The organism is Sphingobium sp. AntQ-1, from assembly GCF_028538045.1.
Lineage (GTDB): Bacteria > Pseudomonadota > Alphaproteobacteria > Sphingomonadales > Sphingomonadaceae > Sphingobium > Sphingobium cupriresistens.
The window spans coordinates 2,148,962-2,175,533 of the sequence record NZ_CP117158.1; the positions used below are offsets into that span (position 1 = coordinate 2,148,962).

The 26,572-nt window shown below is 65.0% G+C and carries 28 protein-coding genes and 1 pseudogene; 14 read left to right on the plus strand and 15 right to left on the minus strand.

Annotated features, from left to right (window positions below):
• Positions 1–112: 112 nt before the first annotated feature.
• Positions 113–232: pseudogene (locus sphantq_RS24395) on the minus strand (hypothetical protein); the annotation flags it as partial.
• A 154-nt stretch (positions 233–386) separates the two neighbouring features.
• Between sphantq_RS24395 and sphantq_RS10765 the strand changes: the two are divergent.
• From sphantq_RS10765 to sphantq_RS10775, 3 genes are all read left to right on the plus strand, one after another.
• Positions 387–812: an organic hydroperoxide resistance protein gene (locus tag sphantq_RS10765; RefSeq protein WP_066599057.1), complete on the plus strand. Its 426-nt coding sequence runs from the start codon at positions 387–389 to the stop codon at positions 810–812.
• 11 nt (positions 813–823) lie between these two features.
• On the plus strand, positions 824–1,282 hold the full coding sequence (locus sphantq_RS10770) for a MarR family winged helix-turn-helix transcriptional regulator (protein ID WP_207212381.1): 459 nt from the start codon (positions 824–826) through the stop codon (positions 1,280–1,282).
• A 360-nt stretch (positions 1,283–1,642) separates the two neighbouring features.
• On the plus strand, positions 1,643–3,082 hold the full coding sequence (locus tag sphantq_RS10775; protein ID WP_272798493.1) for a mannose-1-phosphate guanylyltransferase/mannose-6-phosphate isomerase: 1,440 nt from the start codon (positions 1,643–1,645) through the stop codon (positions 3,080–3,082).
• A gap of 51 nt (positions 3,083–3,133) precedes the next feature.
• On the opposite strand, the gene sphantq_RS10780 is transcribed toward sphantq_RS10775, so the two are convergent.
• The 6 genes from sphantq_RS10780 to phhA form a co-directional block, all read right to left on the minus strand.
• Positions 3,134–3,493 (minus strand): Rieske (2Fe-2S) protein, encoded by a 360-nt coding sequence (locus sphantq_RS10780; protein ID WP_066599063.1) that lies wholly within the window; start codon positions 3,491–3,493, stop codon positions 3,134–3,136.
• Positions 3,490–4,134, minus strand: coding sequence for a maleylacetoacetate isomerase (maiA, locus tag sphantq_RS10785; RefSeq protein ID WP_066604755.1), 645 nt, complete (start codon positions 4,132–4,134; stop codon positions 3,490–3,492). The genes sphantq_RS10780 and maiA overlap by 4 nt, the downstream gene beginning before the upstream one ends.
• Positions 4,131–5,435, minus strand: coding sequence for a fumarylacetoacetase (fahA, locus tag sphantq_RS10790; RefSeq protein ID WP_066604753.1), 1,305 nt, complete (start codon positions 5,433–5,435; stop codon positions 4,131–4,133). Before fahA ends, maiA begins: the two co-directional genes overlap by 4 nt.
• Complete coding sequence (gene hmgA, locus sphantq_RS10795; protein ID WP_272798494.1) at positions 5,435–6,742, minus strand: homogentisate 1,2-dioxygenase; 1,308 nt, start codon at positions 6,740–6,742, stop codon at positions 5,435–5,437. The genes fahA and hmgA overlap by 1 nt, the downstream gene beginning before the upstream one ends.
• Positions 6,739–7,803, minus strand: a complete 1,065-nt coding sequence (gene hppD, locus sphantq_RS10800) for a 4-hydroxyphenylpyruvate dioxygenase (RefSeq protein ID WP_165363591.1) — start codon at positions 7,801–7,803, stop codon at positions 6,739–6,741. The genes hmgA and hppD overlap by 4 nt, the downstream gene beginning before the upstream one ends.
• Positions 7,804–7,868: 65 nt before the next feature.
• A complete protein-coding gene (gene phhA, locus sphantq_RS10805; RefSeq protein ID WP_443021476.1) occupies positions 7,869–8,726 on the minus strand; it encodes a phenylalanine 4-monooxygenase in 858 nt (285 codons plus the stop codon).
• A gap of 113 nt (positions 8,727–8,839) precedes the next feature.
• Here phhA and sphantq_RS10810 point away from each other — a divergent pair, with 113 nt between their 5' ends.
• Positions 8,840–9,301: an Lrp/AsnC family transcriptional regulator gene (locus sphantq_RS10810; protein ID WP_066599076.1), complete on the plus strand. Its 462-nt coding sequence runs from the start codon at positions 8,840–8,842 to the stop codon at positions 9,299–9,301.
• A 26-nt stretch (positions 9,302–9,327) separates the two neighbouring features.
• Here the strand turns inward: sphantq_RS10810 and sphantq_RS10815 are convergent, their stop codons facing one another.
• On the minus strand, positions 9,328–10,125 hold the full coding sequence (locus sphantq_RS10815; protein ID WP_272798496.1) for a hypothetical protein: 798 nt from the start codon (positions 10,123–10,125) through the stop codon (positions 9,328–9,330).
• Between the two features lie 120 nt (positions 10,126–10,245).
• Between sphantq_RS10815 and sphantq_RS10820 the strand changes: the two genes are divergently transcribed.
• From sphantq_RS10820 to sphantq_RS10845, 6 genes are read left to right on the plus strand one after another with little or no spacing between them, the layout of a single operon-like run.
• Positions 10,246–10,941 carry a DUF4129 domain-containing protein gene (locus sphantq_RS10820; protein WP_272798497.1) on the plus strand — a complete coding sequence of 232 codons (696 nt, stop codon included), beginning with the start codon at positions 10,246–10,248 and terminating at the stop codon, positions 10,939–10,941.
• On the plus strand, positions 10,938–12,179 hold the full coding sequence (locus sphantq_RS10825) for a hypothetical protein (protein WP_272798498.1): 1,242 nt from the start codon (positions 10,938–10,940) through the stop codon (positions 12,177–12,179). The genes sphantq_RS10820 and sphantq_RS10825 overlap by 4 nt, the downstream gene beginning before the upstream one ends.
• Positions 12,176–13,132 (plus strand): AAA family ATPase, encoded by a 957-nt coding sequence (locus sphantq_RS10830; RefSeq protein WP_272798499.1) that lies wholly within the window; start codon positions 12,176–12,178, stop codon positions 13,130–13,132. The genes sphantq_RS10825 and sphantq_RS10830 overlap by 4 nt, the downstream gene beginning before the upstream one ends.
• 25 nt (positions 13,133–13,157) lie before the next feature.
• The gene (locus sphantq_RS10835; protein WP_272798500.1) at positions 13,158–14,471 is read left to right on the plus strand and encodes a DUF58 domain-containing protein; all 1,314 of its coding nucleotides are present in this window, start codon (positions 13,158–13,160) and stop codon (positions 14,469–14,471) included.
• A complete protein-coding gene (locus sphantq_RS10840; protein ID WP_272798501.1) occupies positions 14,468–15,502 on the plus strand; it encodes a stage II sporulation protein M in 1,035 nt (344 codons plus the stop codon). The genes sphantq_RS10835 and sphantq_RS10840 overlap by 4 nt, the downstream gene beginning before the upstream one ends.
• Complete coding sequence (locus tag sphantq_RS10845) at positions 15,486–16,364, plus strand: RDD family protein (protein WP_129926364.1); 879 nt, start codon at positions 15,486–15,488, stop codon at positions 16,362–16,364. Before sphantq_RS10840 ends, sphantq_RS10845 begins: the two co-directional genes overlap by 17 nt.
• 63 nt (positions 16,365–16,427) lie before the next feature.
• Here the strand turns inward: sphantq_RS10845 and pgeF are convergent, their stop codons facing one another.
• The gene (gene pgeF, locus sphantq_RS10850; protein ID WP_066599090.1) at positions 16,428–17,189 is read right to left on the minus strand and encodes a peptidoglycan editing factor PgeF; all 762 of its coding nucleotides are present in this window, start codon (positions 17,187–17,189) and stop codon (positions 16,428–16,430) included.
• A gap of 161 nt (positions 17,190–17,350) precedes the next feature.
• Here pgeF and sphantq_RS10855 point away from each other — a divergent pair, with 161 nt between their 5' ends.
• Complete coding sequence (locus sphantq_RS10855; RefSeq protein ID WP_272798502.1) at positions 17,351–18,913, plus strand: amino acid permease; 1,563 nt, start codon at positions 17,351–17,353, stop codon at positions 18,911–18,913.
• Positions 18,914–18,972: 59 nt separating this feature from the next.
• On the opposite strand, the gene sphantq_RS10860 is transcribed toward sphantq_RS10855, so the two are convergent.
• Positions 18,973–20,244 (minus strand): multidrug effflux MFS transporter, encoded by a 1,272-nt coding sequence (locus sphantq_RS10860; protein WP_272798503.1) that lies wholly within the window; start codon positions 20,242–20,244, stop codon positions 18,973–18,975.
• Between the two features lie 225 nt (positions 20,245–20,469).
• Here sphantq_RS10860 and sphantq_RS10865 point away from each other — a divergent pair, with 225 nt between their 5' ends.
• Positions 20,470–20,766 carry a hypothetical protein gene (locus sphantq_RS10865; protein ID WP_129926362.1) on the plus strand — a complete coding sequence of 99 codons (297 nt, stop codon included), beginning with the start codon at positions 20,470–20,472 and terminating at the stop codon, positions 20,764–20,766.
• Here the strand turns inward: sphantq_RS10865 and sphantq_RS10870 are convergent, their stop codons facing one another.
• From sphantq_RS10870 to sphantq_RS10890, 5 genes are all read right to left on the minus strand, one after another.
• Positions 20,767–21,900: a GNAT family N-acetyltransferase gene (locus sphantq_RS10870; RefSeq protein ID WP_066599100.1), complete on the minus strand. Its 1,134-nt coding sequence runs from the start codon at positions 21,898–21,900 to the stop codon at positions 20,767–20,769.
• Positions 21,893–22,528 carry a glycerophosphodiester phosphodiesterase family protein gene (locus sphantq_RS10875; RefSeq protein WP_336314453.1) on the minus strand — a complete coding sequence of 212 codons (636 nt, stop codon included), beginning with the start codon at positions 22,526–22,528 and terminating at the stop codon, positions 21,893–21,895. Before sphantq_RS10875 ends, sphantq_RS10870 begins: the two co-directional genes overlap by 8 nt.
• A 64-nt stretch (positions 22,529–22,592) precedes the next feature.
• On the minus strand, positions 22,593–23,057 hold the full coding sequence (locus sphantq_RS10880; protein ID WP_272798505.1) for a RidA family protein: 465 nt from the start codon (positions 23,055–23,057) through the stop codon (positions 22,593–22,595).
• Positions 23,054–23,710, minus strand: a complete 657-nt coding sequence (locus sphantq_RS10885; RefSeq protein WP_066599105.1) for a hypothetical protein — start codon at positions 23,708–23,710, stop codon at positions 23,054–23,056. The genes sphantq_RS10880 and sphantq_RS10885 overlap by 4 nt, the downstream gene beginning before the upstream one ends.
• Positions 23,707–23,994 (minus strand): DUF3572 domain-containing protein, encoded by a 288-nt coding sequence (locus tag sphantq_RS10890; protein WP_066599111.1) that lies wholly within the window; start codon positions 23,992–23,994, stop codon positions 23,707–23,709. The genes sphantq_RS10885 and sphantq_RS10890 overlap by 4 nt, the downstream gene beginning before the upstream one ends.
• A 66-nt stretch (positions 23,995–24,060) precedes the next feature.
• Here sphantq_RS10890 and sphantq_RS10895 point away from each other — a divergent pair, with 66 nt between their 5' ends.
• Positions 24,061–24,423: a response regulator gene (locus tag sphantq_RS10895; protein WP_201785464.1), complete on the plus strand. Its 363-nt coding sequence runs from the start codon at positions 24,061–24,063 to the stop codon at positions 24,421–24,423.
• A gap of 151 nt (positions 24,424–24,574) precedes the next feature.
• A complete protein-coding gene (locus sphantq_RS10900) occupies positions 24,575–26,428 on the plus strand; it encodes a PhoX family protein (RefSeq protein WP_066599113.1) in 1,854 nt (617 codons plus the stop codon).
• The last annotated feature ends 144 nt before the right edge of the window (positions 26,429–26,572 follow it).

Sequence of the window (26,572 nt, forward strand, 5' to 3'; positions counted from 1 at the left end):
CGTGGGGAACAGCCTTAGCCAAGGCTTCCAGCGCGTCGAGAGACTGATCGACCAGCGCAAGAACCAGCGCAACCCGATCGGGGAAATGGCGATAAAGCGTCGCGCGCCCGACCCCGGCGCGCGTGACGACCAGATCGAGCGGCGCGGTGATGCCATGTTCCAGAAAGATTGCGGAGGCAGCCTGAAGCAATGCCTGGCGATGTCGTCTCGCGTCGGTCCGATCGTTGGTCACACGAGCATAAGCGGACTATTTTGTCCGAATGTCAATCTTTTTGGCTTCGGATCAAGGTTTTTGGCAAGCGGATTTCCGATGGACGCTCACAGGCCTTGACCAAATATATTGTGCGCAATATATTTGCATATGATTTAATAGTGAGGATCAATGAATGAGCCTGCTTTACAGCACTAAAGTCACCGCCGTCGGCGGACGTTCCGGGACCGTGAAAAGCGCCGATGGCCTGCTTGACCAGCCCTTGGCCCTCCCAAAGGCTTTGGGTGGGAAGGGTGGCGCTACTAATCCGGAGCAATTGTTCGCCGCCGGCTATGCGGCGTGTTTCGGCAATGCCGTAATCCATGTGACGCGCGCGACATCTGAAAAGGTCAAGGACGAGGATATCGTCGTCATAGCCGATGTCGGGATGCAGCCCAACGGAACAGGCGGCTTCGCCTTGACGGTGGCGCTTGATGTGACGATCACGGGCCTGGATCAGGCAACGGCGGAAGAAGTGGTTGCCAAAGCCCATGCCGTATGCCCCTATTCAAACGCGGTGAAGAATAATATCGATGTTGCGATTGCGGTGTCGGTGAACTGAGAGGAAATGGCATGACGCTGCCGGATTCGGATCCGCTCGATCTCGACCGGCAGGTCTGCTTTCCCCTTTATGCTGCGTCGAACCTGCTCAATCGCCTGTATAGGCCCATTCTGGCGGAGTTGGGACTGACCTATCCCCAATATCTGGTCATGCTGGTTTTGTGGAAACATACGCCGCAAACCGTCGGGTCCCTGGGTGACATGCTCCATCTCGACAGCGGCACCCTGACCCCGCTGCTCAAGCGTATGGAAAAAGCGGGCCTGATAAGCCGGACCCGTGATGCGACTGATGAGCGGCGGGTATTGATCGACGTAACGCCAAAGGGTCGGGATCTGAAATCCGCCGCCGCGCGGGTGCCCGAAATGCTGGGCGCCGGGCTCGACATCGATACAGAATCGATCATCGAATTGCGCAGCCGGGTTCGCGCCTTGGTCACTGCGTTGAAAGGGGTGCCGGTCGGGGAATCCTAGCACGCATCTGGCAGATATGATGTCCCAAGCCGTTACCGATCACGAAGATGATGTCGCTGATGTTTCCGCGATCATCGACCCGTGGCCTCCGTGCGACAACGGGAAATACGGCTTGATCCGTCGCATCTGCGCCTCCGGTAGCCAGATCAAATCACCCGTGAAGACGTCTGCTTGCGCCGCCATTGGATCAACCCGTCGCCATCCCAGCAAGCGATTTAATAGGTCCTCAACCTGGTTTCACCAAAAGCGATAGGCGATCACCGCGTTAGATTATAAGTCACACATAGAATGCGGATATAAAGCAACTCTGCTTCGCAACCGATTTGTAGAAGATCCTTTTTATAGGGGCGCGCCTCTGTCATGCCGACTGACCATAATGTGATTTATCCCGTAATTCTATGCGGCGGAGCCGGCACGCGCCTTTGGCCGCTGTCCCGCAAAGCCTATCCCAAGCAGTTCGCCGACCTGATCGACGGGACCAGCCTGTTCCAGCGCGCCGCCACGCTGGTGCAGGGCGAAGGCTTTGCCGCGCCCGCGATCGTCACCGGCGACCCGTTCCGCTTCATCGTGGCCGAGCAACTCGACGCGGCCGGCGCCACGCCATCGGCGATCCTGATCGAGCCGGAGGGGCGCAACACCGCGCCCGCCATCCTGGCCGCCGCGCTGGTGCTGCAACGGCAGGACCCCGACGCGCTGATGCTGGTCCTGCCGTCGGACCATCTGATCCCCGACGCGCCCGCCTTCCAGGCTGCGGCGCGCGCGGCGCGGCAGAGCGCGCTCGATGGATCGCTCGTCACCTTCGGCATCGAACCCACCCGCGCGGAAACCGGCTATGGCTATCTGGAACTGGACGACCCGTCGGCCCGGTCCGCACCCACGCCCAGCCCGCTGATGCGCTTCGTCGAAAAGCCTGACGCAGAGCGGGCCGCCGCCATGCTGGCTTCGGGCAAATATCTCTGGAATGCGGGCATTTTCCTGTTTTCCCTGGCCGCGATCATCGACGCCTATCGCCGCCACGCCCCCGACCTGCTGGCCGCGGTCGAAGGCGCTGTGGCCGGCGGTTCGGCGGATCTGGGCTTTACCCGGCTGGGAGTGGAGGCGTGGCGCGGGGCGGCGACCATCTCGATCGACTATGCCATCATGGAGAAAGCCGACAATCTGGTCGTGATGCCGTTTGCCGCGGGCTGGTCGGACCTGGGCGACTGGAAAAGCGTGTGGCAGGAAAGCGGCCCCGACGCACAGGCCAATGTCTGTTCGCGCGGCGCGACGGCGATCGATTGCACTGGCACATTGCTGCGATCGGAAGTGGACGGGCTGGAACTGGTGGGGATCGGCCTGGACGACATGATCGTCGTGGCCATGCCCGACGCCGTGCTGGTCGCGCCGCGCGCGGCCAGCCAGCGGGTGGGCGAAGCGGTCAAGACGCTCAAGGCGCGATCGGTCAAACAGGCCGAGACGATGCCGCGCGATCACCGGCCATGGGGCTGGTTCGAAAGCCTGGCGATGGGCGACGGGTTCCAGGTCAAGCGGATCATGGTGAAGCCGGGAGAGGCGCTGTCGCTGCAAAGCCATCATCATCGCGCCGAACATTGGATCGTGGTCGCGGGCACCGCGCAGGTGACGATCGGCGAGACGGTCAAGCTGGTGAGCGCGAACGAGTCGGTCTATGTGCCGCTGGGCGCGGTTCACCGGCTGGAAAATCCCGGCAAGATCCCGGTCGAGATGATCGAGGTCCAGACCGGCCATTATCTGGGCGAGGACGATATCATCCGCTATGAGGACCGCTATGCGCGTCAGTGACGTGCCGGGGGGGGCAGGCCAAAATCCTGCAATGGACGCAAAGGGATAGGGTCAGGCGGTGACGATCCAGTCCTCGACCAGCGCCACCGGCCAGGCCTTCAGCGACTGGCCGGTGCAAGGGCCGCCGACGCACCGGCCGTCCTGCTTGTCGAACAGGGCGCCATGCCAGCTGCAGGCGATGAAGCGACCGTCGGGCGTGAGATAGTCGTCCAGCGTCTGCGCCAGCGGCAGGCCCGCATGGGGGCAGCGGTCGACAAAGCCCGACACTCGCTGGCCGTCCCGCACGACGAAGCCGTGGAAACGGCCCGCGCGCATCTGCAGGACGAAATTGCGGGCGGCCCCGTCCTGCAGGGCGTCGAGCGCGCAGAGTCGCACACCCGTCGGCGTCGCCGTCACCCGATCGCCGTTCATCTGTCGGCGTCCGGCTGCACATCGGGACGAGCTGCGGCGACGGTCGTCAGCGCAGCGGCTTTGTCACCGGCCGCCACCAGCGCGGGGTAGGGCGTCAGATCGACGCCGGAGCGCCGTGCATTGAAAAGCTGCGGTACGAGATAACAGTCCGCCAGTGTCGGCGCATCGCCAAACGCAAAGCCGTCGCCATGGCGCGCGATCATCTGCTCCAGCGCCCCGAAGCCCGCGCCGATCCAGCGATGGGTCCAGGCATCGATCTGTGCTTGATCGGCCCCGAAATCATGCTTCAACGCCTTGAGTATGCGCAGATTGTTGAGCGGATGAATGTCGCAGGCGATCAGCGCCGCCATCGACCGGACGATCGCCTTGTCATCCTCATCCCTTGGCAGCAACGTCGGCTCCGGCCACCGGGCGTCGATCCATTCGAGGATGGCGGGGCTTTCGATCAGCACCCGGCCGTCAACCTGCAACGCGGGCACCAGTCCGTGCGGCGCAATCGCCAGATAGGCGTCGTCGCGCTGGGCGCCTATGCGCAGGTCATGATTGATCTGAGTATAAGCGACGCCCTTGAGATTGAGGGCCATCCGCACGCGATAGGCGGCTGACGATCGCCAATAGCCGTGCAGGACGACCCCGCTCATGGCGCGGGCTTCACCAGCGCCCGACATTCGCCCAGGCCGATGGACACGCGGCCCGGCGCCGACGCATGGGCGCGCAGGATGATCTCGTCGCCATCCTCCACGAAGGCGCGGCTTTCGCCATTGGGCAGGGCGATCGGTTCCTTGCCGCCGATGCTCAGTTCCATCAGGCTGCCGAAGCCGTCGCGGGAGGGCGCCGAAATGGTGCCGGTGCCCAGCAGGTCGCCCGGATTGAGGTCGCAGCCATTGGACGCATGATGGGTGACGATCTGTTGCACAGTCCAGTACATATTGGTCGCGGGGCCGCGGCTGAGGCGGATCGGCGCCTGCCCCGCCTCCCGCATTCTGGCGGTCAGCAGCCAGGCTTCCAGCATCAGGGCGAGTGCGCCATGCGCCTGATCGCTCGCATCCAGCAGATAGGGTAGCGGTTGGGGATCACCGTCCGGCCGCATGGGCTGGGCTGTGCGGAATGGCGCCATCGCCTCTGCGGTGACGATCCAGGGGGAGATGGTCGACTGAAAATTCTTGGCGAGGAAGGGACCGAGAGGCTGATATTCCCAAGCCTGAAAATCACGCGCGGACCAATCGTTGAGCAGACAGAAGCCCGCGACATGATCGGCCGCCTGCGCGATCGGGATGGACGTGCCGAGCGCATTGCCCGGCCCGATCCACACGCCCAGTTCCAGCTCATAATCGAGTCGGGTGGTCGGCCCGACGACCGGCGCATCGGCTTCGGGTGGCTTGCGCTGGCCCAGCGGCCGCCGCAGCGGCACGCCAGACGCGCGGATCGAGGACGCGCGTCCATGATAGCCGATCGGCACATATTTATAATTGGGCAACAGCGGATTGTCGGGCCGGAACTGGCGGCCGACATTATTGGCATGATGGATGCCGACATAAAAGTCGCTATAGTCGCCGATCCGCGCGGGCACGTGCAGGGTGCAGTCCGCCGCGCTATGGAGAAAGTCTTCCACGACCGGCCGATGCGCCGGATCGGACAATAGTCCGCTCAGCCTATGGCGCAGCGCGCGCCGCCGGTCCGCCGGGAGGGCGAGCAATTCGTTCACCACGCTGCCGCGGCACGCCATCGCCACGTCGTCGGGCAGTAACCCGGCGTCGGCGCTGGCCCGCAGGTCCAATATCGCGTTGCCGATCGCGACGCCGATGCGCGGTTCGTGACCGGGCGGGGAGAATAACCCGATCGGCAGATTTTGGATCGGGAAATCGCCATGGTCCTGCGCGCTTTCGACCCAGCTGGTCAGCGCCGGGTCATGCGTCGCGTCGGTCGTCCACCAGTCCGCCATCATATATCCCCCTGCGTAACCGGCAATTGCGCCTTGCGAAAGCCCGTCCAGCAGGCGTCATAGTCGGGTTGCAGCAGCGGCGTTTCCGTCGCCCAGGCGGTCGGCTGGATCATGTGGCGGCTCTCGAACATGAAGGCCATCGTTCCTTCTATTCTGTGCGGCGCCAACTGCGCGGCGACCGCCTTGTCATGGCTCGACAGGTCTGGCCCGTGAGCCGACATGGCATTGTGCAAACTGGCCCCGCCCGGCGCGAAGCCCCCGGCCTTGGCGTCATATTCGCCCTCGATCAGTCCCATAAATTCGCTCATCACATTGCGGTGGAACCAAGGCGGGCGGAACGTATCGTCCGCCACCATCCAGCGCGGCGGGAAGATCACGAAATCGATATTGGCCGTGCCGGGCGTGTCGCTGGGCGATGTCAGCACGGTGAAGATCGACGGATCGGGGTGGTCGTAACTGACCGTGTTGATCGTATTGAAGCGCGTCAGGTCGTACCGATAGGGCGCGACCGTGCCGTGCCAGGCGACCACATCGAAGGGACTGTGGTCGATCGTCGTCGCCCACAGCCTGCCGCCGAATTTCTGGACGATCTGGGTCGGCCGCTCGACATCCTCGAACGCCGCGACCGACGCTTCGAAATCGCGCGGATTGGCCAGGCCGTTGGACCCGATCGGGCCAAGGTCCGGCAGGCGGAACAGCGCACCGTAATTTTCGCAGACATAGCCGCGCGCAGCCCCGCCCGGCAGCTCGACACGGAAACGGATGCCCCGCGGGATCAGTGCGATCTGGAGCGGCGCAACGGTCAGGACGCCCATTTCCGTCACGATCCGCAACGTACCGACCTGCGGCACGATCAGCCATTCGCCATCGGCGCAAAAGAAGGCGCGATCGACCATCGACTGGTTCGCCGCGTACAGATGAATGCCGCAACCCGCGCCCGTCGCGGCATCGCCATTGCCGGCATAGGTCACCAGGCCGTCGATGAAGTCGGTGGGTTCCGCCGGCATGTCCAGCGGGTTCCAGCGCAGGCGATTGGGCGAGGCGGGGCGCTCGTCAAAGGGACCGGATCGCAGCAGGCTGTCGCGATCATAGGGCAGGAATGGACCATGGCCGGCGCTCGGCCGCATACGGTACAGCCAGCTACGCCGGTTTTCGTGCCGCGGCGCGGTGAAGGCGGTCGCCGAAAACTGCTCGGCGTAAAGGCCAAAGGGCACGCGCTGCGGCGAGTTGCGTCCGACCGGCAGCGCGCCGGCAATCGCCTCGGTCGCATGATGGTTGCCAAATCCGGTGAGGCGCATATCCGTCATTCGCTCACCGTGATGACGCCGCGCCGAATCTGGTCCAGCTCGATGCTTTCGAATAGCGCCTGGAAATTGCCGTTGCCGAAACCTTCATTGCCCTTGCGCTGGATGATTTCGAAGAAGATCGGGCCGAACATATTTTCGGTGAAAATCTGCAGCAATATGCCCTCGCTCTCCACATCGCCGTCGATCAGGATGCGGTTCGCGCGCAACCGCTCCAAATCCTCGCCATGGCCGGGCACGCGCTTGTCGACCAGCTCATAATAGGTTTCGATCGTATCCTGCAACCTGACGCCGCGCGCGCGCAGCCGCTCGACCGTGTCGTAGATATCGGCGGTGGTCAGCGCGAGATGCTGGATGCCCTCGCCATTATATTGGCGGATGAACTCCTCGATCTGGCTTCTGTCGTCCTGGCTTTCGTTCAGCGGAATGCGGATCGCCTTGTCGGGCGCGATCATCGCCTGGCTGAACAGGCCGGTGGCCTGGCCCTTGATATCGAAATATTTCTGCTCTTCGAAATTGAACAGGGTGCGGTAGAATGCGCTCCACACCCGCATCTGGCCGCGCCGGACATTGTGGGTCAGATGGTCGAGCAGGTCGAGGCCGACATTGTTGCGCGCTTCCGCTTCGCGCCAGCCGGAAAATTCCGCCCAGTCGGCGTAGAGATCTGCATCATCCGCCACGAAATAGAGGTACGAGCCGCCGATGCCCTGAATCACGGTGTCATCCTCGTCGGTGCGCTTGGCGCCATGGTCCAGCGCCCAGCGCATCGCCGCCTGCGGATCGTTGACGCGGAACGCCATCGCGCTGGCGGACGCGCCATGTTCGCCCCGGAACGCCGCGACGCGACCGGCGTCGTCGCGGTTCAGCATCAGGTTGATGCGACCCTGCTTGTAGCGGGTGATATTCTTCACAGGATGGCGGTGCGTCGCGGTAAAGCCCAACTGTTCGAACTGCGCGGCCATTCCATCGGGGTCGGGAGACGTGAATTCGACGAATTCGAAACCGTTGAGGCCGAGCGGATTGTCGGTCACGGACTCCGGGGCGACGTTGACGTTGACGTCCATGGACAGGTCCTCTTTCTTATGTTCGTTATGCAGCAAGGGCGGTGCGTGTGGGGCCGTCGCCGGGATCATGCGCCGACCTCCGCCCGACTGAGGGCATGGGCCTGCGTTCCGCGCGTAAAGATATGGTCCCTTGGCAACAGCGCATCGGTGGCCAGATCGGGCTGCCCGTCCAACTCCGTGTAAAGGGGCGCAAAGTCGGTCTGCGCTGTCTGGCGCAGCAGGTCCTCGAAACTGTCGATCACGAAATAGCTCTGCTGATAATCGTCGATCTTGTAATTGGTCCGCATCAGCCGCCTGAGATCAAAGCCGATGCGATGGGGCGACGGATCGTCGAGCGCGAATAGCGATTCGCCATAAGAAGAGACGATGCCAGCGCCGTAGAGCTTGAGCCCGTCCTCCTGGCGGATCAGGCCGAATTCGACTGTGTACCAGTAAAGCCGCGCCAGCCGTTCGATCGCGCCCAGGCTGTCGGCGCGCAGCCCGCCCGCGCCATAGGCCTGCATATAGTCGGCGAACACGGGGTTCGCGAGCAGCGGCACATGGCCGAAAACATCATGGAATATGTCGGGCTCCTCCAGATAATCGATCTGGTCCGGGGTTCGGATGAAGCGCCCGGCGACAAAGCGGCGGTTGGCGAGATGGTCGAAAAATACCGCGTCGGGGACCAGCCCAGGCACGGCGACGACCTGCCAGCCCGTCGCCTTCATCAACCGTTCCGACAGCGCATCGAAATTGGGAATACCCGGCCTGTCCATGCGCAATATATCGAGACCAGCCATATATTCCGGCACGACCCGACCGGGCAGCATCCGGGCCTGCCGTTCGAACAAACGGTCCCACATCGCATGTTCCGCCGCGGTGTAGCGGTGCCAGTCCTGAGCGATCGTCCAGTCCCCGGCGGCGCCCTCCGGCCGTTCGTGCATATCCTGTCCCATAGCGACCTTATCGCATGAAAAAGCCGAAATCCCGTTTCAATATGCGCTAGTTTTCGGTATAATTTGAACTGCATGTTTCACAATAAAGGATAATATGAAATATGATCGACCTGGACGCCGTTGATCGGCGCATTCTCGACCAGTTGCAGTCGGACGCGACGCTCAGCAACGCGGAACTGGCCGAACGGGTCGGCAGCTCGGCCGCCTCCTGCTGGCGGCGAGTCAGGGCGCTGGAGGCCGCCGGGGTTCTCGGCCCGGCGGTCCGGTTGTTGAACGCGGTGGCGATCGATCGGAAGGTCAATGTCTTCTGCAACATCCGCGTGCGCAGCCACGCGCGGGAAGTGCGGGCGCCGTTCGAGGCGTTCGTGCGGGAACGGCGGGAGATCATCGAATGCTATTCGATGTCGGGCGACTGGGATTATCTGCTGCGCGTGGTCGCTTCGGACGTCGAGGACTATGAGCGCTTCCTGATGCGCGTCCTGCTGGAGCATCCCGCCGTCGGCGGCGCCTCCTCCCACTTCGCGCTGTCGCTCACCAAATATACCACCGCATTGCCGGTATGACTGGCCGCGGCGCAGAGCGGCGCGAGTCAGCCGAAGATGTCCGCCAGATCCTGCGATTGCGGCCCGTCCTTCCAGGCGCGCAGGTCGATATAAAGGCTGGCCTGCACCGTGCTCCAGAAGGCGATGATCAGCGTGTTGCTGACCGCCGACATCAGGAGATAGGGTAGCGACAGCGCCGATTCGCCAATGGCCTGGGTCGCCATGCCGCTCGCCAGAATGACCGCGCCCAGCGCTGCCGACACCAGCCATATCAGCACCAGCAACAATAGCTGTAGCGCGAAAATGCGCCAGCGCGCGCCCTTGGTCAGGAACCGGCTGCGCGAAAAGGCGGCCAGCACGCTGCTATCTTCGGCGATCAGCGCCGGCGCCGCGACCGACCACATCAGGAACAGGATCATGCCGGGCACGACGAACAGCGCGAACCCGGCCATGATCCCCAGGATCAGCAGGATGGTAAGGCCGATCAGCGGCGCCGCCTTGGCCAGGCCCGTGCCGATACATTGTCCAAAGCTGGCCCTCTGCCCCTGCGCCTGGGCCAGCGTGGCCCGGACGAGCGCGCCCTGCACCAGCATCGACAGCAGCAGGAACACGACGAAGGAGGCGACCGATACGGCAATCGCCGCGATCGCGCTCGCCCGGTCCGCGCTCGCCAGCGTCGAACCGATGAAATAGCTGTAGAGAGATTGCGGGATCGATCCGAACAGGAACGCGATGCCGAAGGTTGCGAGTGGATTGTCGCCCAGCGTGCCGAAGGCGCGGCTCAGCACCCGGCCGACCGAAAAGGATCGTTGCTCGTCCAAGGCCGCGCGCGTCGCCATCATCATATCCCCCATTTCCAAACCCGGATTCGACGCTGTCGTATTCGACCGGCTTTGTCATCCTTTGAATGGCTTGCGCCCGCGCCGCCAGCCGCTAGGGTCGCCCGCGACGGGGGGTGGGCATCGATGGCCGGACCAGCGCATATGTCGGACGATCAACTGGCTGCGGCGCATCGCGTGCTGCTGGCCGGCGGCGACGTGCAGTTCGACATGACCCCAGCGCCGGGTCGCCCGCCACCGCCCGCCTGGCTCAGGGCGCTGGGCGAATGGCTGGAATGGGCGCTTGCCCCCGTCGGCCGTTTCCTGCGCTGGATCGGCGGTTTCATGCCCGACGCGCCCTATGCCCGCATCGTCCTGTGGGCCATGATCGCTGCGCTGGCGCTGCTGATCCTGTGGATCGTGATCGACCGCGTCCGCCACGGCGTCTGGCGCTTGCCGCGCTGGCGACGGCGTCGTTCGGCCGCCGCAGTTGACGCGGCGGAAGAGGATTGGACCCCGGACGCCGCCCCGGCGCGCGCCTGGTTGGACGAAGCCGACGCCCTCGCCGCGCAGGGCCGTTATGCGCAGGCGGTGCATCATCTGCTGCTGCGCAGCGTCGAGGATTTGGCCCGCCGCCGTCCGCACGTCGTCCGCCCGGCGCTCACCAGCCGCGACCTCGCCCGCGCTGAGGGCATTCCGTCCGCGCCGCGCCGCTTGTTCACGGAAATCGCGTCCGCGGTCGAGCGCAGCCTGTTCGGCGGTCGCCCGATCGACGCCGACGAATGGGGCCGCTGCCGCCACGCTTATGCCGATTTCGCCCGGACACGGAACTGGGCGTCATGAGCGACGTCACGATCGCCCCGCCGTCGTCCGACGCCACGCTGTTCCACGGCCGCACCGTCGCGCTGATGCTGGCGATCGGGATAGTCGGCTTTTCTGCCATGCTGGTGCTGGGCGCCTATGCCCCCGACCTGCGATCGGGCCGCAACGGTGGCGCGCACGCTTTGTCCAATGCGGTGACCGGCTATGCCGGCCTCGTGCAATTGGCGCAGGCGACCGGCCGCCACCCGCGCATCATACGCACCGCCCACGAATTCGATACCGAAGACCTGCTGGTGGTCACCGCCGAAAGCGGCGCGACCGATATCAGTGCGGCGCTGATGCAGCGTGCGACCCGGCCGACCCTGTTCGTCCTGCCCAAATGGCGCACCGTGCCGGATGACGATCATCCCGGCTGGGCGCGCTATCGGGGGCTGTTGCCGCTTTCCGAGCCGATCGGCGTGCTCGCGCCCGGCGTCCGCTTCGCCATGCGGCAATATCGCAGCGGGGGCGGCGCGCTCGTCTCCAATGGCGTCCCCGGCCGCTTCCGGGCGCCGCGTCCGATCCAGGTCATCACTGGCATCGATCCCGACAATGACCAGCAACAGGACCGCTGGCGCAAACTGATCCCGCTGTTGACCGATGGCAGGGGCGGCGTCGTGTTGGCGCAGGTGGGGGAAGGACCGCTCTATGTGCTGTCCGATCCCGATTTGCTCAACAATCGCGGCATGAAGGATCTGGGCCAGGCCCGATCCGCGCTGGCGCTGTTAGACTGGATGAACAGCACTGATCCTGATGGCATCGCCTTCGACGTGTCGATGAACGGCCTGGGTCATTCGCGCAGTCCGCTCAAATTACTGTTCGAGCCGCCTTTCCTCGCCATGACGCTGGCCATCGCCGCCGCGCTGCTGCTCGCTGGCCTCCATGCCTTCGGCCGTTTCGGCCCGCCGCGCGCCCGCACCCGCGCCATCGCTTTCGGCAAGGCCGCGCTGGTCGACAATAGCGCGCTGCTGATCCGCAAGGCGGGGCGCGAGGCGCGGTTGGGCGGCCGCTATGCCGCCGCCATGCGTGATCGCGCGACGCGGGCGTTCGGCGCGCCCGCCCGTCTTCGCGACGGCGCATTGGACGCTTATCTCGATAGTTTGAAGGGCGCACGCCGCTTCACCGACCTCATACAGGCGGCGGATGCGGCAAGCGACCGGCACAGCCTGCTCGACGCGGCGCAGGCGCTCCATGATTGGCAAGAGGATAAGAGCAGATGAGGGTAGAAGAGGTTCAGGCGCTCGGCCAGGCCATCAAGCAAGAAGTGGCCCGCGCGGTGGTAGGGCAGGAATCGACCATCGATCTCATGCTCGTCGCGCTCTTTTCCGGTGGGCACATCTTGCTGGAAGGGCCGCCCGGCACCGCCAAGACGCTGATCGCCCACAGTTTCGCCCATGCGCTCGGCCTCGATTTCGGCCGCATCCAGTTCACGCCCGACCTGATGCCCGGCGACATCATCGGCGCCAATCTGTTCAACTTCCAGACCAGCCAGTTCAGCCTGACGCGCGGTCCCATCTTCACCGAATTGCTGCTGGCCGACGAAATCAACCGCACCCCGCCCAAGACGCAGGCCGCCCTGCTGGAGGCGATGCAGGAACGCACCGTCACCATCGACGGCGAAAGTCTGGCCTTGAGCGACCGTTTCATGGTCGTCGCCACGCAAAATCCGATCGAGCAGCAGGGCGTCTATCCGTTGCCCGAAGCGCAGCTCGACCGCTTCCTCTTCAAGCAGAGCGTCGATTATCCCAGCGCCGCGGAAGAACGGAAGATCGTCGCCACCCACGGCGCGCGCACCCATGCGATGACGCCGCAGGCCTGGGGCGTCGTCCCGGTCGCCGACGCCGCCCGCATTGCGCAGGCGATCGCCATGGTCAACGGCGTGCGGCTGGTCGATGAAGTGATCGACTATATTCTCGCCCTGATCCGCGGCACGCGCGACATCGCCGATCTCGAAAGCGGCGCTTCCCCCCGCGCCGGCGCGATGCTGGCGGGCGCGGCGCGCGCCCGCGCGGCGCTGGACGGCCGCGACTTCGTCATCCCCGACGACGTGAAGGCGCTCGCGCCCGCGCTGCTGCGCCATCGCCTCATCCTCTCGCCCGCCGCCGAAATCGATGGCCGCCGGGTGGAGGATGTCGTGACCGGCATCATCGACACGATCGAGGCGCCGCGCTGAGCGCGCCCGCCATGACCAGCCGCCCATGATCTATCCCACCCGCAATGCCATATGGACGGCGGCGGCCGGCGCGCCCGTAACGCTGCTCGTCGCCCTGCTGGTGCCGGGCCGCTGGTATGCCGCGCTCGCCTGGCCGGTGGCGGTGCTGATCGCAAGCCTCGCCGACGCGCTGCTGGGCAGCCGTCCGGCGCAAGCGGCGCTGCGGCTCGATCTGCCCCGCGCCGCCAGCGTCGGCGCGCCCGTGGAGGCGGCCGCGCATGTGACGATCGCGGGCGTCCCCCCGGCCCGCGCGCAACTGCTGCTGGACAGCGGACCGTTGCTGGAGCCGGAGGACGAGGACGGCCTCTGGGTCGACCTACATGCGGGCAAGGCGTCTGCCGCCATTCCGCTGCGCACCGTCCGGCGCGGCATGGCGCGGATCGCGCGCGGCTGGCTGCGCTGGAAAGGGCCGCTCGGCCTCGTCTGGAAACAGCGGATCGTGCCGCTCGACGCGACCATGGCGATCCTGCCCGACATCCGCCCTGTCCATGATCGCGGTGCGCAGATATTCCAGCGTCATGCGCTGCAAGGGCTGATGGCGCAGGTCGATCGCGGCGACGGTGCGGATTTCGACGCGCTGGTCGAGTTTCGCTCCGGTATGGACCGGCGCGCGATCGACTGGAAACAATCTGCCCGCCACAGCAAATTGCACGCCAAGGAATTCCGTTCCGAACGCAATAACCAGATCGTCTTCGCGATCGACGCCGGCCGCCAGATGAGCGAGCCGGTCGCGGGCCTCAGTCGCCTCGACCGCGTCGTCTCCGCTATGCTGCTGACCGCCTGGGTCGCGCTGAAGCTGGGCGACCGTGTCGCGCTCCACGCCTTCGATTCGCGCCCGCGCATCGCCAGCGGACTGGTATCGGGCGCCGCCGCCTTTGGTGAACTTCAGCGTCTCGCCGCCCGTATCGACTATAGCGGGGAGGAAACCAACTACACCCACGCCCTCACCACGCTGGCGACGCGCCTCACCCGCCGCTCGATGATCGTCCTCTTCACCGAGTTCACCGACCTCACCTCGGCCGAATTTCTCGTCCGCGCCGCCAGCCGCCTGGTCGAAACCCATCTCCTGTTGATCGTCGTTCTGCGCGACGAGGAACTGGAATCGATCCTCGACCGTCGCCCCAGCAATGCCGACGATGTCACCCGCGCCGTCACTGCCGCCGCCCTGCTGCGCGACCGGCGGATGGTGCTCACCCGGCTGCGGCATCTGGGCGCCCATGTCATCGAGGCCGAACATGACCGGGTCGCCGACCGGCTGGTCCAGGGCTATGTCGATCTCAAGCGGAGGAACCTGCTATGAGCGCGCTCATCGACGGCCGCGCCGCCGCCCCTCTGGTCAACGCCAGCCGCTTCCGCGCCGCGCATGAGGGCGAATGGGACCGGCTCGACCAACTCGTCACCCGCATGGAGAAACGCTCGGTCCGCGCCCTGTCCGAAGACGATATCCTCGCCCTGCCGCTGCTCTACCGCTCGGCTCTGTCGTCGCTCTCGGTGGCGCGCGAAACCTCGCTCGACCGGGCGCTCGTCATTTATCTCGAACAGCTTTGCACCCGCGCCTATTTCCAGCTCTACGGCGTGCCCGACACCGCGACGCGCCAGCTCGGCCGCTTCTTCGCTCGCGACTGGCCACTCAGCATCCAGTTGCTCTGGCGCGAAACCCTGATCTGCCTCATCCTGACGGTGGCGGGCGTCGTCGCCGGCTGGTGGCTCGTCGCCACCGATCCGAGCTGGTATTACAGCATCATCCCCGACGCGATGTCGGGCGGGCGCGATCCGTCCGCCAGCGCGGAAACGCTGCGCGCCACCATCTACGGCCCGCAGGAGGATGGCGGCCTCGCCACCTTCGCCGCCTATCTCTTCACCCATAACAGCCAGGTCGCGATCTTCGCCTTTTCCCTCGGCTTCGCCTTCACCGTGCCCACTGTGCTGCTGCTCGTCTATAACGGCCTCACTTTGGGCGCGATGCTCTGCCTGTTCGCGACCAAGGGGTTGGGTCTCAATTTTCTCGGCTGGCTCACCATCCATGGTTCGACCGAAATGTTCGCCATCATCCTGGCGGGCGCGGCGGGCATGAAGATCGGCACGGCGGTCGCCTTCCCTGGCCGCGAGGCGCGCACGCAAGCGGCCGTCATCGCCGGGCGCAGCGCCGCCATCGCCATGGCGGGCGTCGTGCTGATGCTGTTGGTCGCAGGCCTGCTCGAAGGAATCGGGCGGCAGACGGTCCAGTCGGACGCGATGCGCTACGGCATCGGGCTTGCCGCGCTGGCCGGCTGGCTGACTTATTATTATCTCCCCCGGCGCCGGGAGGATCGCGATGCGCTGGCGGCGTAACCGCGCGCCAAAGGCGCCCGCCTCGCTGCGGCGCAGCTTCATCACGCCCGAAGGCGTCGACCTGCGTCTGGAACTGGCCAGCGCGGGGACGCGCGCCTCGGCCTTCATGCTCGATATCCTCATCCTCTTCATCAGCCTCATCTTCGCCACCATCGCCATCGGCCTGCTCGGTATCGCCGGGGCCAGTGGCGAAATATTCCTGATCCTCTGGTTGGTCGGCGCTTTCGTCCTGCGCAACGGCTGGTTCATCCTGTTCGAAATGGGCGGGCGCGGCGCGACGCCGGGCAAGCGGCTGCTCGGCCTGCGCGTTATCGCGCGCGATGGCGGCCGGTTGACCGGCGGCGCGGTGATCGCTCGCAATGCGCTGCGCGAAATCGAAGTCTTCCTGCCGCTTTCATTCCTGGGGATGCAGGCTGCGCAGGGCGCGGCCGACGGCTTCCTCACCCTCTTCGCCTTGTGCTGGACCGGCATCTTCCTTTTTTTCCCGTTGTTCAATCGCGACCGGCTGCGGGTGGGGGATCTGCTCGCGGGCACCTGGGTCGTGAACAATGTGCGCGCGAAACTGGGCGCTGATCTCGTCGCCGCGCGCGCCGAGCAACCGCGCCGGGTCTTCACCGACGCCGCGCTCGACCTTTATGGCATTTATGAATTGCAGACGCTGGAAAATGTGCTGCGGGCTGGACAGGACGATGCGATCGCCACCGTCGCCGCCACGATCCGGCGTAAGGCGGGCTTGCCCGACGATGGCGACGATTACGGCTTCCTCGCCGACTATTATGCCGCGCTCTGCATCCGCCTCGAACGCGCCATGCTGGTCGGCCGCCGCCGCGAGGACAAGCATGGGACGGTGGGGCGGCGCTGACCTCAGCGCCGTTCGTTTCGAGCGAAGTCGAGAAACGGCGCGCGACGCGAACGCCTTTCCGTGTCAGCCCGGCAGCGCGATCATCGAAATCTGCCGCCCATAATCGCTCTCGCCCCGATGACAGGACCGGCGATAGCTGTAGAATCGATCGGGCTGGCTGTAGGTATCCTCGTCCAGCATCGCGATCCGGCCCACGCCGGCCCCCGCCAGCCGCGCCGCGACATAGGCGGCGATATCGAACTGGCAATGATCCGGCCGACCCGGCGTGAAGAAGCGCTCATTGGCCGCGTCGTCATCGACGAAGCGCGCCGCGAAATCGTCCGTGACCTCATAGGAGACGCGGCCGATGCACGGCCCGATGGCGCAGGCGATTCGCGCCGGATCGGCCCCCAACCCCACCATCGCGTCGATTGTGCGGTCCGTGACGCCTCCGATCGCGCCCTTCCACCCCGCATGGGCCGCGCCCACCACGCCCGCCGTCGCATCTGCGAACAGCACCGGCACGCAATCGGCGGTCAATATCCCCAGCACCAGTCCCCGCCGGTCCGTGACCAGCGCGTCGGCGCCCGGCCGTTCGCCCTCTGCGATCGGCGCGGTCACCGTCACGACGTCGGGCGAATGGACCTGCCGCACCGTCACCAGCGTCGCACCGGGCAGCAGCGCGTCCCGCGCCAGGTCGCGATTGCGCAGCACTGCGTCGCGTTCGTCCGCCGATCCCAAGCCGACATTCAACCCTGCATGGACCCCTTTCGATACCCCGCCGCGCCGTCCGGCAAAGCCATGAGGCACCATTTCCAGCCCCGACGCACGCAGCAATTCGATCATCAATCAACCCCTTGTCACCGCGCGCCGCATTTGGACGAGCATGTCGCATCCACGCAACATACTTGCGCGTGGCGGATTAGGCGATAGTCTCCCCTCCATAGCTCAACCGGGGCGGCGGCGCGTCGTCCGAGCAGAACAAATGAGTGTAAAGGGCATCATCCATGATTTTCGGGCGCGTTAAGCCTCTCGACGCCATATTGGCGACGGCCGAGAAGAAATCGCTGCACCGGTCGCTGGGCGCGTTCCAGCTGACCATGTTGGGCATCGGCGCCGTCATCGGCACCGGAATCTTCGTGCTGACGGCGGAGGCCGCGCAAAAGGCGGGGCCGGGCATGATGCTCTCCTTCGTCATCGCCGGCTTCGTCTGTGCGGTCGCGGCGCTCTGCTATGCCGAAATGGCCGCCATGGTCCCGGTGTCGGGTTCGGCCTATACCTACAGCTATGCGGTCATGGGCGAACTCATCGCCTGGATGGTCGGCTGGGCGCTGATCCTGGAATATGCGGTGGCGGCCGGCGCGGTATCGGTCGGCTGGTCCGGCTATGTCGTGGGCCTCATCGAACATACATTCCATATGGACATACCAGACCTGTTGACCCGCGGCCCGTTCGACGGCGGCATGGTGAACCTGCCCGCGATGCTGATTGCCTCGCTTGTCACCTGGCTGCTGGTCATCGGAACCAAGGAAAGCGCGACCGTCAACGCCGTGCTGGTGCTCATCAAGGTCGCCGCGCTGACCCTGTTCATCGTTCTGGCCCTGCCGGTCATCAACATGGACGAGTTCACCCCCTTCGCCCCGCTCGGTTTTTCGGGCATTTCGGCGGCCGCCGCCTCGATCTTCTTCGCCTATGTCGGCTTCGACGCCGTTTCGACCGCCGCTGAAGAAACCAAGAACCCGCAGCGCAACATGCCGATCGGCCTGATCGGCTCGCTCGGCATCTGCACCATCTTCTACATGCTGGTCGCCGCCGGCGTCATCGGCACCGTCGGCGCACAGCCCGTTGCGGGTCCGGCCGGCGAAATTCTGGCCCCCGGTTCGACGGCCCTGTCGCAGCAATGCGCCGCGCTCGCCGCCGCCGGCACCGAAGCGGTGACCTGCTCGAAGGAAGCGCTGGCCTGGACCCTGCGCGAAATCGGCTGGCCCCAGATCGGCAACCTGCTCGGCCTCGCCGCCGGCCTGGCGCTGCCCTCGGTCATCCTGATGATGATGTTCGGCCAGACCCGCATCTTCTTCGTCATGAGCCGCGATGGCCTCCTGCCGGCTGTCTTTTCGAAGGTGCATCCGACCTACAAGACGCCGCATGTCATCACCATCCTGACCGGCATCTTCGTCGCCCTCTTCGCCGCCTTCTTCCCGGTCGGCATCCTGGCGGACATTTCCAATTCCGGCACGCTGTTCGCGTTCGCCGCCGTGTCGATCGCCGTGATGCAATTGCGCAAGAGCGATCCGGGCCGCGCTCGCCCGTTCCGCACTCCCGCGATCATGGTGACCGCGCCAATCGCGATCCTGGGCTGCCTCTATCTCTTCTGGAGCTTGGGCGTCGAAACCAAGCTGATGTTCGTCGGTTGGGCGGCGATCGGCCTCTTGGTCTATTTCGGCTATAGCCGCAGCCGCAGCCATGTCGGCCGCGGTGTGGTGGACGTGCCAGAGGACGACGCCGGCATCCCGCCCCAGCCGGTGCCGCCGCTCCCCGGCGCGCATACGCCGGGCGGGCAGGACGCCTGATCGACACAAAGAAAAAGGGGCGGTTTTCCGCCCCTTTTTCTTGTCCGTTTCAGCCTGCTTCAGTGAAAGTCGATCTCCGCCTCGCGCAGCCCGCCATGGTGGGGTCGGGTGAACAGCTTGCCCCGTTCCGCCCAGATCACGATCAGGAACGACCCGATGCCGAACACCAGCAATCCGATGGTGAAGGGCAGGGTGGTGCCGTCAAAGGCGCGGCCGACGATGCTGCCCAGCGCGCTCGACAGCGCCGTCGTCAGGAACGCCTGGAAGGAGGAGGCGACGCCCGCGCCCTTGTGGAACGGTTCCATCGAAATCGCGCTGAAATTGGACGCGGTGAAGGCGACGGTCATCATCGTCATCGCCTGCAGCGCCATGAAGGTGGCCAGCGTCTCCATCCCCGTCAGAATCACCGCCAGATGGACCGCGGCGATCAGGATGAAGGCGATCAGCGCGCTCTGGCTCATCCGCCGGGCGCCGAATCGCTGCACCAGCCGGCTGTTGATCAGGCTGCCGATGCCCATGCACCCGGCGATCGCGGCAAAGGCGATCGGAAAGATATGCTCTGCCTCGAACACATCGAAAAAAATCTGCTGGACCGACAGGATGAAGCCGATCAGGCCGCCCATCACCGCGCCGCTCGCCAGCATATAGCCGATCGAACTGCGCGTGCGCATCACCATGCCCACCGTCTGCATCAGCGATCGCACCGTGATCCGCATCCGGTTTTCCGGCAACAGCGTTTCGGGCAGGCGCACCGTCATCCAGATCAGAACCAGGCTGGCCAGGATCACCAGCGCCCAGAAGATCCAGCGCCACGGCGCGACCCACAATATTGCCTGGCCGAAACTGGGCGCCATCACCGGGATCAGCATGAACACCGCGAAGATCAACGACATCACCCGCGCCATCGCGTCGCCCTTGAACCGGTCGCGCACGATGCCCACGGTGATCACCCTGCTCGCCCCGGCGAAAAATCCGGCGCAGGCCCGGCCCACCAGCATCATGGTGAAGCTTTGCGCACTGGCGCAGGCGACCGATGAGACGATGAACAGCGCCATCGCCCAGCCCAGCACCTTTTTGCGCCCATATCGGTCCGACAAGACGCCAAACAGCAAAGACCCAAAGCCCAGCCCCAGGAAATAGACGCTGATGATCAGTTGCCGGTCATTGGGATGCGGGATGGCAAGATCGCGGCCGATTTCCGGCAATGCCGGCAACATCGGGTCGATCGACAGCGCGTTCATCGCCATCAGGCAGGCGCATAGCAGCACGAATTCGCGGAACTGGATGTCCATGCGCGCTGGGGCGGGCGAAACAGGGGGGACTGAACTCATGCCGGGGCTATGCGGGCAATGGTCCGACGATGCCAGTCCCAATCCGCTACTGATGCCAAGAAGTTCGGCGAAGCGTTAACCCTGGTTGCGCCCCGATTACCTTAGGCGCGCGCTGTTACGGCGAAAATCACATTAACCATTTCTTATCGCTTCCCGGTCAAACCTGCTGTTCGTGGAAAAGGGGGTCCAGATCCATTGCATTAGATTGGGAACAGGGGAAATCACATGGGCAACAGCATCAAGAGCGCAGAATTTCTAATGGAAGCCCGCCTGTCGCGGGCAGCATATGGATCGGCCGACGATTGTTTCGACCTGGGCGTAGCCTATAGCTGCGGCACCGGCGGCCTGTCGATCGATCTGGTCGAAGCGCATAAATGGTTCAACCTGGCGGCGCTGCGCGGCAGCGAGCAGGGTCAGTCGATGCGCGCCGAAATCGCCGAGGAAATGACCGCGCGCGAAATCGCCGAGGCGCAGCGTCAGGCCCGCGCCGTCATCGCCGCCAGTCAGCTTCGCGCCGCCTGATCAATCGCCTTTTCTGAACGGCGTCCGTTCGGCCAGCCACATCCGGTCCTGCCGCACGCCCGCGCGTTCGGCCGTCAGGAAATCGGCGATAGCCCGGCGAAAGCCCGCATTGGGAACATAATGGGCGGAAAAGGTCGGTTCGGGCGCATAGCCCCGCGCCAGCTTGTGCCCGCCCTGCGCGCCCGCCTCCACCTTGCGGAGCCCGCGCGCGATCGCCGCGTCGATCGCCTGATAATAGCATAGCTCGAAATGCAGGTTGGGGACGTCCTCGACGCAGCCCCAATAGCGGCCGTACAGCGTATCCGCGCCGATCAGGTTGAGCGCGCCCGCGATCGGTCGTCCGTCGCGCAGCGCCAGGATCAGCAACACCCTCTCCGCCATCGTCTCGCCGATGATCGAGAAGAAGGCGCGGGTCAGATAGGGCTGCCCCCATTTGCGCGCGCCGGTATCCTGGTAGAAGCGCCAGAACATATCCCAATGCCCTTCGGTCAGGTCGCCGCCGCTCAGATGGACGATTTCCAGTCCCTCGACCGCGCGCGCCCGCTCCTTGCGGATATTCTTGCGCTTTTCGCTCGACAGGTCGGCCAGGAAATCGCTGAACCCGCCATAGCCGCGATTGGTCCAGTGGAACTGGCTATCCTCCCGGATCAGCCAGTCCGCCGCCTCGAACAGCGGCACCTGCTCTGGCGCGACGAAGGTCGCATGGGCCGACGACAGGCCGTTGCGCTCCACCAGGGTCTCGATCCCTGCGATCAGGGCGGGCGCCATGCTCTCGTCGCGCAGCAGCAAGCGGGGGCCGGGAACGGGGGAGAAGGGCGCGGCGATCTGGATCTTGGGGTAATAACGCCCGCCCGCCCGCTCCCAGGCGTCGGCCCAGCTATGGTCGAACACATATTCGCCCTGGCTGTGGCTCTTGCCATAGGCGGGCGCCGCCGCGGCGATGCGGCCGTCCGGCCCATCGACCACGATCGGCAAAGGCTGCCAGCCGCTGCCTTCGCCGACGCTGCCGGATCGCTCCAATGCGACAAGAAAATCCCAACTTATGAATGGGTTACCTGTTCCTGCGCAAGCATCCCATTGGTCCCGATCAAAATCCGCGACGCCCGCCGCGATCCGCGCCACGACCTCAGTCATGAGGATGCTCGAAGATGATCTGGTCGGCATGAATCGCCGCCCGCGCGCGATCGGCGGCGCTGCGCACGGTCCATGTCAGCACGGGCAGTCCCCTGGCGCGGGCGTGGCGGGACAGGCGAGAGGGCAGGTCGCGTATATCACAGGCCAGAAAATCGGGTTTCGACAGCCAAAGTGCAAGGGCGCGTTCGATCGGGCCGCGCCTTCGCCCCTTGCCCTGTTGCGTCACGACAAGGCCGAGATACTGTCCAACTCGCTGTCGCACGAACCAGCGCACCGCCCATGGGTTGAAGGACATGACCGCCACCGGCGCATAGGGCCATGCGGCCAGGTCGCGCGCCACCGCTGCGCAAATCGGCCGGACATGCCGCCCCTCCGCCTTGATCTCTACCAATAGCGGCACCCGTCCGCCGCACCGCGCCAGCAGCGCCGCCAAGCGCGGGATCGCGCCGCCATCGGGCAGGGTGACGCCGTCAATCGCCACGGCGTCCAGCGCGGCGAGCGCCTCTTCGCGCCCGGCCATCCTGCCCAACGTCGCGTCGTGAAAGACGAAGGCGACGCCGTCGCGGCTCGCCCGCACATCACATTCGATGCCATGGCCGGCGGCGATGGCGGCATCGAACGCCGCCATCCCATTCTCGCTCACGCCGCCACCGTGTAATCCACGATGGGCGAAGGAGCGATCGGTCGGAAAATCAGGCCTGCGTTTTGACAAGCACGATCGCATCGATCTCGACCACAGCACCCAGCGGCAGCACCGGCACGCCGACCGCGCTGCGCGCATGTTTGCCCGCTTCGCCGAAGACTTCGACCATCAGTTCCGACGCGCCATTGGCGACCTTGGGCTGGTCGGTGAAGGACGGCGCGCTGGCGATGAACGCGCCCAGCTTGACGATACGTTCGACCCGGTCGAGCGATCCCAGCGCCGCCTTCATCTGGGCGATCAGGTTGAGGCCGCACACCCGCGCAGCGGCGACGCCGTAATCCAGATCCTTATCTTCGCCGAGGCGGCCAGTCATCAGGCCGTCGGGCGCCAGTGCGATCTGGCCGCTGATATGCAGCAGGCCGTTCGCTTCAACCGCAGCGACATAGGCGGCGACGGGGGCGGCGGCCTGGGGCAGGGTGATGCCCAATTCGGTCAGGCGGGATTCGATGCTCATGATGGGACTCCTTGGATGATGCCTGTGTCGGTCGGGGCTGGCCCTTGCGCCAGCTTCTCCCTGATCCATTGTTCGGCCGCCGCCCAATCGTCAATCCGCACATGGGCATGGGTGGCGTCGGCCACATGTCCGGCGATTTCCGGTTCGCCCACCATGTGCAGCCGCCACACGTCCGGCGCATGGGAGGCGACCGATTTATGATGTTCGGCCAGATCGTCGATGAACAGGGTAACGCTGGGCTGGCGCTCCGCCACGATAGCGGCCAGCGGTTGCCCCTTGCCGCCCTGATTCCAGTGGACCGGCAGCGTCAGGCCATGGGACGCGAGTTGCGCGGATCGGGCTTGCTGGTGCCGTTCGGTGATGTTGGTCAGCACGACGATGTCGGCGATGCGTGACAGCCGCTGGATCGTTTCGATCGCGCCCGCGATCGGTGTCTGCCGGTGCATTTCGGTGTCGAAAAAGCCCAGCAGCAACTCCCATACCAGCGCGCGTTCGACCACCGCGCCGCTATCCTTGTGCCGCAGCGCCTCGGCGAAGCCGCGATCATGCATGTCGAAATGCACGTCATGCGTCTCGTCCAGCCAATGACGGAACGGCACGACCATGTGCAAAAGCACCTCGTCGCAATCGGTGATGATCAGCGGGCGGGTCATCGGCTCAATCTCTCCTGCGCCGCGATCAGCGCGGCGGGCGTGGTGTCGATCGCATCGGCGCAGGCGATCAGGTCCGGCTCATGGTCGGCCAGGAAAGCCAGCACCGCGCCCAATATCGCGGGATTGTCGATCCCCGCGCGCAGCGCGTCGGCATCCAGCCCCGTCAGCGACAGCAGCCGCTCGGCCCGCCCTACGTCGCTCAACGTCCAACCCAGCGCCATCAGCGCCAGGGTCGCGGCATCTGGATTGCTATCCTGCTTGCCATTGCCTGTGTCGGGTCGCATGATTGGCTTTCGGGGCGGGGTGGGTGTAGATGCGCCCCAAATTCATTTTCGGACCGCGGGTGACTGGTGGCAAAGCGCGTGCTCGTTGTCGAGGACAACGAACTCAATCTCAAACTTTTTTGCGACCTGCTGCGCGCGCACGGGCATGAGGTGCTTGCCTGTCGCGACGGGCGCGACGTGCTGGCCCAGGCGCAAGACTTCCTGCCCGACCTCGTCATTACCGACATCCATCTGCCCCATGTCAGTGGTCTCGACCTCATCGTCTCGCTCAAGGCGGATGATCGGCTGTCCGGCGTCCCGATCATGGCGGTCACCGCCTATGCCGGGCATGGCGACGAAGACCGGATTCGCGCCGCCGGGGCGCAGGCCTATGTCTCCAAGCCGATATCGGTGCTGCGCTTCGTCGAGCAGGTGAACGCCCTGCTGTAGCGCTCCCGACAGCGTCGTCACCGCGTTGTCATATGTTTTTCACGGACGTGACTTCGTTTCGAAGCCTTGCCGTCATGCCCCTCTGTCAACTCGCTGCCCAAGGCTGCGGCGTCCCGCCGACGGCCCTGCAACAAACCAGGGGTAGATATCCATGTCTCATCTGACCGACGAGGCGCGCGCGGCCTCTCGCGCCGCGCAGCCCACCATCGATATGGGCGCAAACAGCCTGGAAGCGATCGTCGCCGCCAATCCGGGCCGCCGCTCCGTGCTGAAGAACGGCCTGCTCGGCCTGTCGATCCTGCCCATGCTGGGCACGCTGGCCGCCTGCGGCGACGATGACGACGATTCGAGCACGCCCACGCCGACCCCAACGCCGACCCCGGCGCCCAGCTACGGCATCAGTTTCGCCGCCGTCGCCGCCAACATGAACGACACCGTGACCGTGCCGACCGGCTACACCGTCGATATCCTGCTCAAGGCCGGCGATTCGGTCGAAACCGGCACCCCCTATTCGGGTAGCTTCCCGACGCCTGCCGACGCCGAAAAATGGGCCGGCGGCAACCATGACGGCATGGAATATTATGAACTGTCGGGCACGGACGCCAACGGTGGCGGCCTGCTGGCCCTGAACTTCGAATATCCCGATTTCAACATCCTGATGGACGGCAGCTACGACGCCGCGACCGCGACCGCCGACCAGAAGGCGCTGGCGCTGTCCGCCGTCGGCATCGGCGTGGTAGAGATCGCCAAGGGATCGGACGGCAAATGGGCGGTGAAGGCCGGCTCCAAATATAACAAGCGTTACACCGGCAACAGCAGCTACAAGGCCAGCGGCCCCGCATCGGGCCTGCTGTCGGGCACGATCAAGGGCATGTTGAACAATTGCTCGTCGGGCCGCACCCCTTGGGGCACCTATCTGACCTGCGAGGAATCGACCGACAATTATCTCGATCCGACGCAGCCTGAGGAAGATTATGGCTGGGTGGTCGAAATCGACCCCTATCAGGAACTGGACGTGCCGACCAAGCGCACCGCGCTTGGCCGTTTCGACCATGAAAACACTGCCTATATGGCCAATGGCGATAGCCGCGTCGCTTTCTATATGGGCCATGACGGCACGCCGGGCTGCATCTACAAATTTGTGTGCGACCGCGCCTTTTCCAGCAGCAACCGCGCCCAGAACCGCGACATGCTCGATCATGGCACCCTTTATGTCGCGCGCTTCAACGCGGACGGCACCGGGCAATGGCGCGCATTGGTCCAGGGCCAGAATGGCCTGACCGTCGGCGCATCCGACCCCGGCAATGTCAGCCAGGGTCCGCAGACGCCGGAAATCGTCGATTTCCGCAACCAGGGCGACGTCCTGGTCAACACCATCTCGGCCGCGCGCGTCGCAGGCGGCACCGTGATGGATCGGCCGGAATGGATCACGGTCGCGCCCGATAACAGCGCCGTGTTCGTCACGCTGACCAACAACAGCAGCCGCGCTGTGGTCGATGCCGCCAATCCGCGCACCAAGAACCGTCACGGCCATATCGTGAAGTTCAAGGAGGAGGGGAATTCGCCGCTCGCCATGACGTTCAGCTGGGAAATCTTCCTGCTGGCGGGTGATCCGAGCCTGGCCGGCTTCGGCGACAAGCTGGAAGGCGACATCAACGGCGACACCTTCTCCAGCCCCGACGGCATCCGCATCGACCCCCAGGGCCGTCTGTGGGTCCAGACCGACCACAGCGTTCCCGGCACGTCGGGCAAGCCTGACACGTCGATCGAGGATGTGTTCGGTCAAAACGCGATGTTCCACATCGACCAGACCACCAAGAAGTCGTCGCGCTTCCTGGTGGGGCCGAAAGGCTGCGAGATCACCGGCCTCGCCTATACGCCGGACCTCAAGACCTTCTTCGTGAACATCCAGCATCCCACCGGCGACTGGCCGATAGCGGGACAGGAGCCGCGCTCCTCGACCATCGTCGTGCGCCGCACCGACAGCCAGCCAGTCGGCAATTAGGCACGACCAAATCCCCTTCCCGCTTGCGGGAGGGGTTGGGGAGGGCCTGTCATGGTCCTCCCTCTTTGCTTCCCGAAATCGGGCCGATAGCAACAGAAAAAGGCCCGGTCCCACGAAGGGAACGGGCCTTTTTCGGTTTCGAAA

Excerpts from the sequence above, each read along its gene's own strand:
- sphantq_RS10870 (WP_066599100.1), bottom strand. The coding sequence starts at position 21,900 with ATGACTGAGGTCGTGGCGCGGATCGCGGCGGGCGTCGCGGATTTTGAT.
- sphantq_RS10865 (WP_129926362.1), top strand. The coding sequence starts at position 20,470 with ATGGGCAACAGCATCAAGAGCGCAGAATTTCTAATGGAAGCCCGCCTG.
- sphantq_RS10855 (WP_272798502.1), top strand. The coding sequence starts at position 17,351 with ATGATTTTCGGGCGCGTTAAGCCTCTCGACGCCATATTGGCGACGGCC.
- sphantq_RS10810 (WP_066599076.1), top strand. The coding sequence starts at position 8,840 with ATGATCGACCTGGACGCCGTTGATCGGCGCATTCTCGACCAGTTGCAG.
- sphantq_RS10900 (WP_066599113.1), top strand. The coding sequence starts at position 24,575 with ATGTCTCATCTGACCGACGAGGCGCGCGCGGCCTCTCGCGCCGCGCAG.
- sphantq_RS10840 (WP_272798501.1), top strand. The coding sequence starts at position 14,468 with ATGAGCGCGCTCATCGACGGCCGCGCCGCCGCCCCTCTGGTCAACGCC.
- sphantq_RS10845 (WP_129926364.1), top strand. The coding sequence starts at position 15,486 with ATGCGCTGGCGGCGTAACCGCGCGCCAAAGGCGCCCGCCTCGCTGCGG.
- hmgA (WP_272798494.1), bottom strand. The coding sequence starts at position 6,742 with ATGACGGATATGCGCCTCACCGGATTTGGCAACCATCATGCGACCGAG.
- sphantq_RS10860 (WP_272798503.1), bottom strand. The coding sequence starts at position 20,244 with ATGAGTTCAGTCCCCCCTGTTTCGCCCGCCCCAGCGCGCATGGACATC.
- sphantq_RS10780 (WP_066599063.1), bottom strand. The coding sequence starts at position 3,493 with ATGAACGGCGATCGGGTGACGGCGACGCCGACGGGTGTGCGACTCTGC.
- sphantq_RS10885 (WP_066599105.1), bottom strand. The coding sequence starts at position 23,710 with ATGACCCGCCCGCTGATCATCACCGATTGCGACGAGGTGCTTTTGCAC.
- sphantq_RS10770 (WP_207212381.1), top strand. The coding sequence starts at position 824 with ATGACGCTGCCGGATTCGGATCCGCTCGATCTCGACCGGCAGGTCTGC.
- sphantq_RS10765 (WP_066599057.1), top strand. The coding sequence starts at position 387 with ATGAGCCTGCTTTACAGCACTAAAGTCACCGCCGTCGGCGGACGTTCC.
- sphantq_RS10820 (WP_272798497.1), top strand. The coding sequence starts at position 10,246 with ATGGCCGGACCAGCGCATATGTCGGACGATCAACTGGCTGCGGCGCAT.
- sphantq_RS10835 (WP_272798500.1), top strand. The coding sequence starts at position 13,158 with ATGATCTATCCCACCCGCAATGCCATATGGACGGCGGCGGCCGGCGCG.
- sphantq_RS10815 (WP_272798496.1), bottom strand. The coding sequence starts at position 10,125 with ATGATGATGGCGACGCGCGCGGCCTTGGACGAGCAACGATCCTTTTCG.
- fahA (WP_066604753.1), bottom strand. The coding sequence starts at position 5,435 with ATGGCGGACTGGTGGACGACCGACGCGACGCATGACCCGGCGCTGACC.
- sphantq_RS10880 (WP_272798505.1), bottom strand. The coding sequence starts at position 23,057 with ATGAGCATCGAATCCCGCCTGACCGAATTGGGCATCACCCTGCCCCAG.
- hppD (WP_165363591.1), bottom strand. The coding sequence starts at position 7,803 with ATGGACGTCAACGTCAACGTCGCCCCGGAGTCCGTGACCGACAATCCG.
- sphantq_RS10830 (WP_272798499.1), top strand. The coding sequence starts at position 12,176 with ATGAGGGTAGAAGAGGTTCAGGCGCTCGGCCAGGCCATCAAGCAAGAA.
- maiA (WP_066604755.1), bottom strand. The coding sequence starts at position 4,134 with ATGAGCGGGGTCGTCCTGCACGGCTATTGGCGATCGTCAGCCGCCTAT.
- pgeF (WP_066599090.1), bottom strand. The coding sequence starts at position 17,189 with ATGATCGAATTGCTGCGTGCGTCGGGGCTGGAAATGGTGCCTCATGGC.
- sphantq_RS10890 (WP_066599111.1), bottom strand. The coding sequence starts at position 23,994 with ATGCGACCCGACACAGGCAATGGCAAGCAGGATAGCAATCCAGATGCC.
- sphantq_RS10775 (WP_272798493.1), top strand. The coding sequence starts at position 1,643 with ATGCCGACTGACCATAATGTGATTTATCCCGTAATTCTATGCGGCGGA.
- phhA (WP_443021476.1), bottom strand. The coding sequence starts at position 8,726 with ATGCACGAACGGCCGGAGGGCGCCGCCGGGGACTGGACGATCGCTCAG.
- sphantq_RS10875 (WP_336314453.1), bottom strand. The coding sequence starts at position 22,528 with ATGGCGGCGTTCGATGCCGCCATCGCCGCCGGCCATGGCATCGAATGT.
- sphantq_RS10825 (WP_272798498.1), top strand. The coding sequence starts at position 10,938 with ATGAGCGACGTCACGATCGCCCCGCCGTCGTCCGACGCCACGCTGTTC.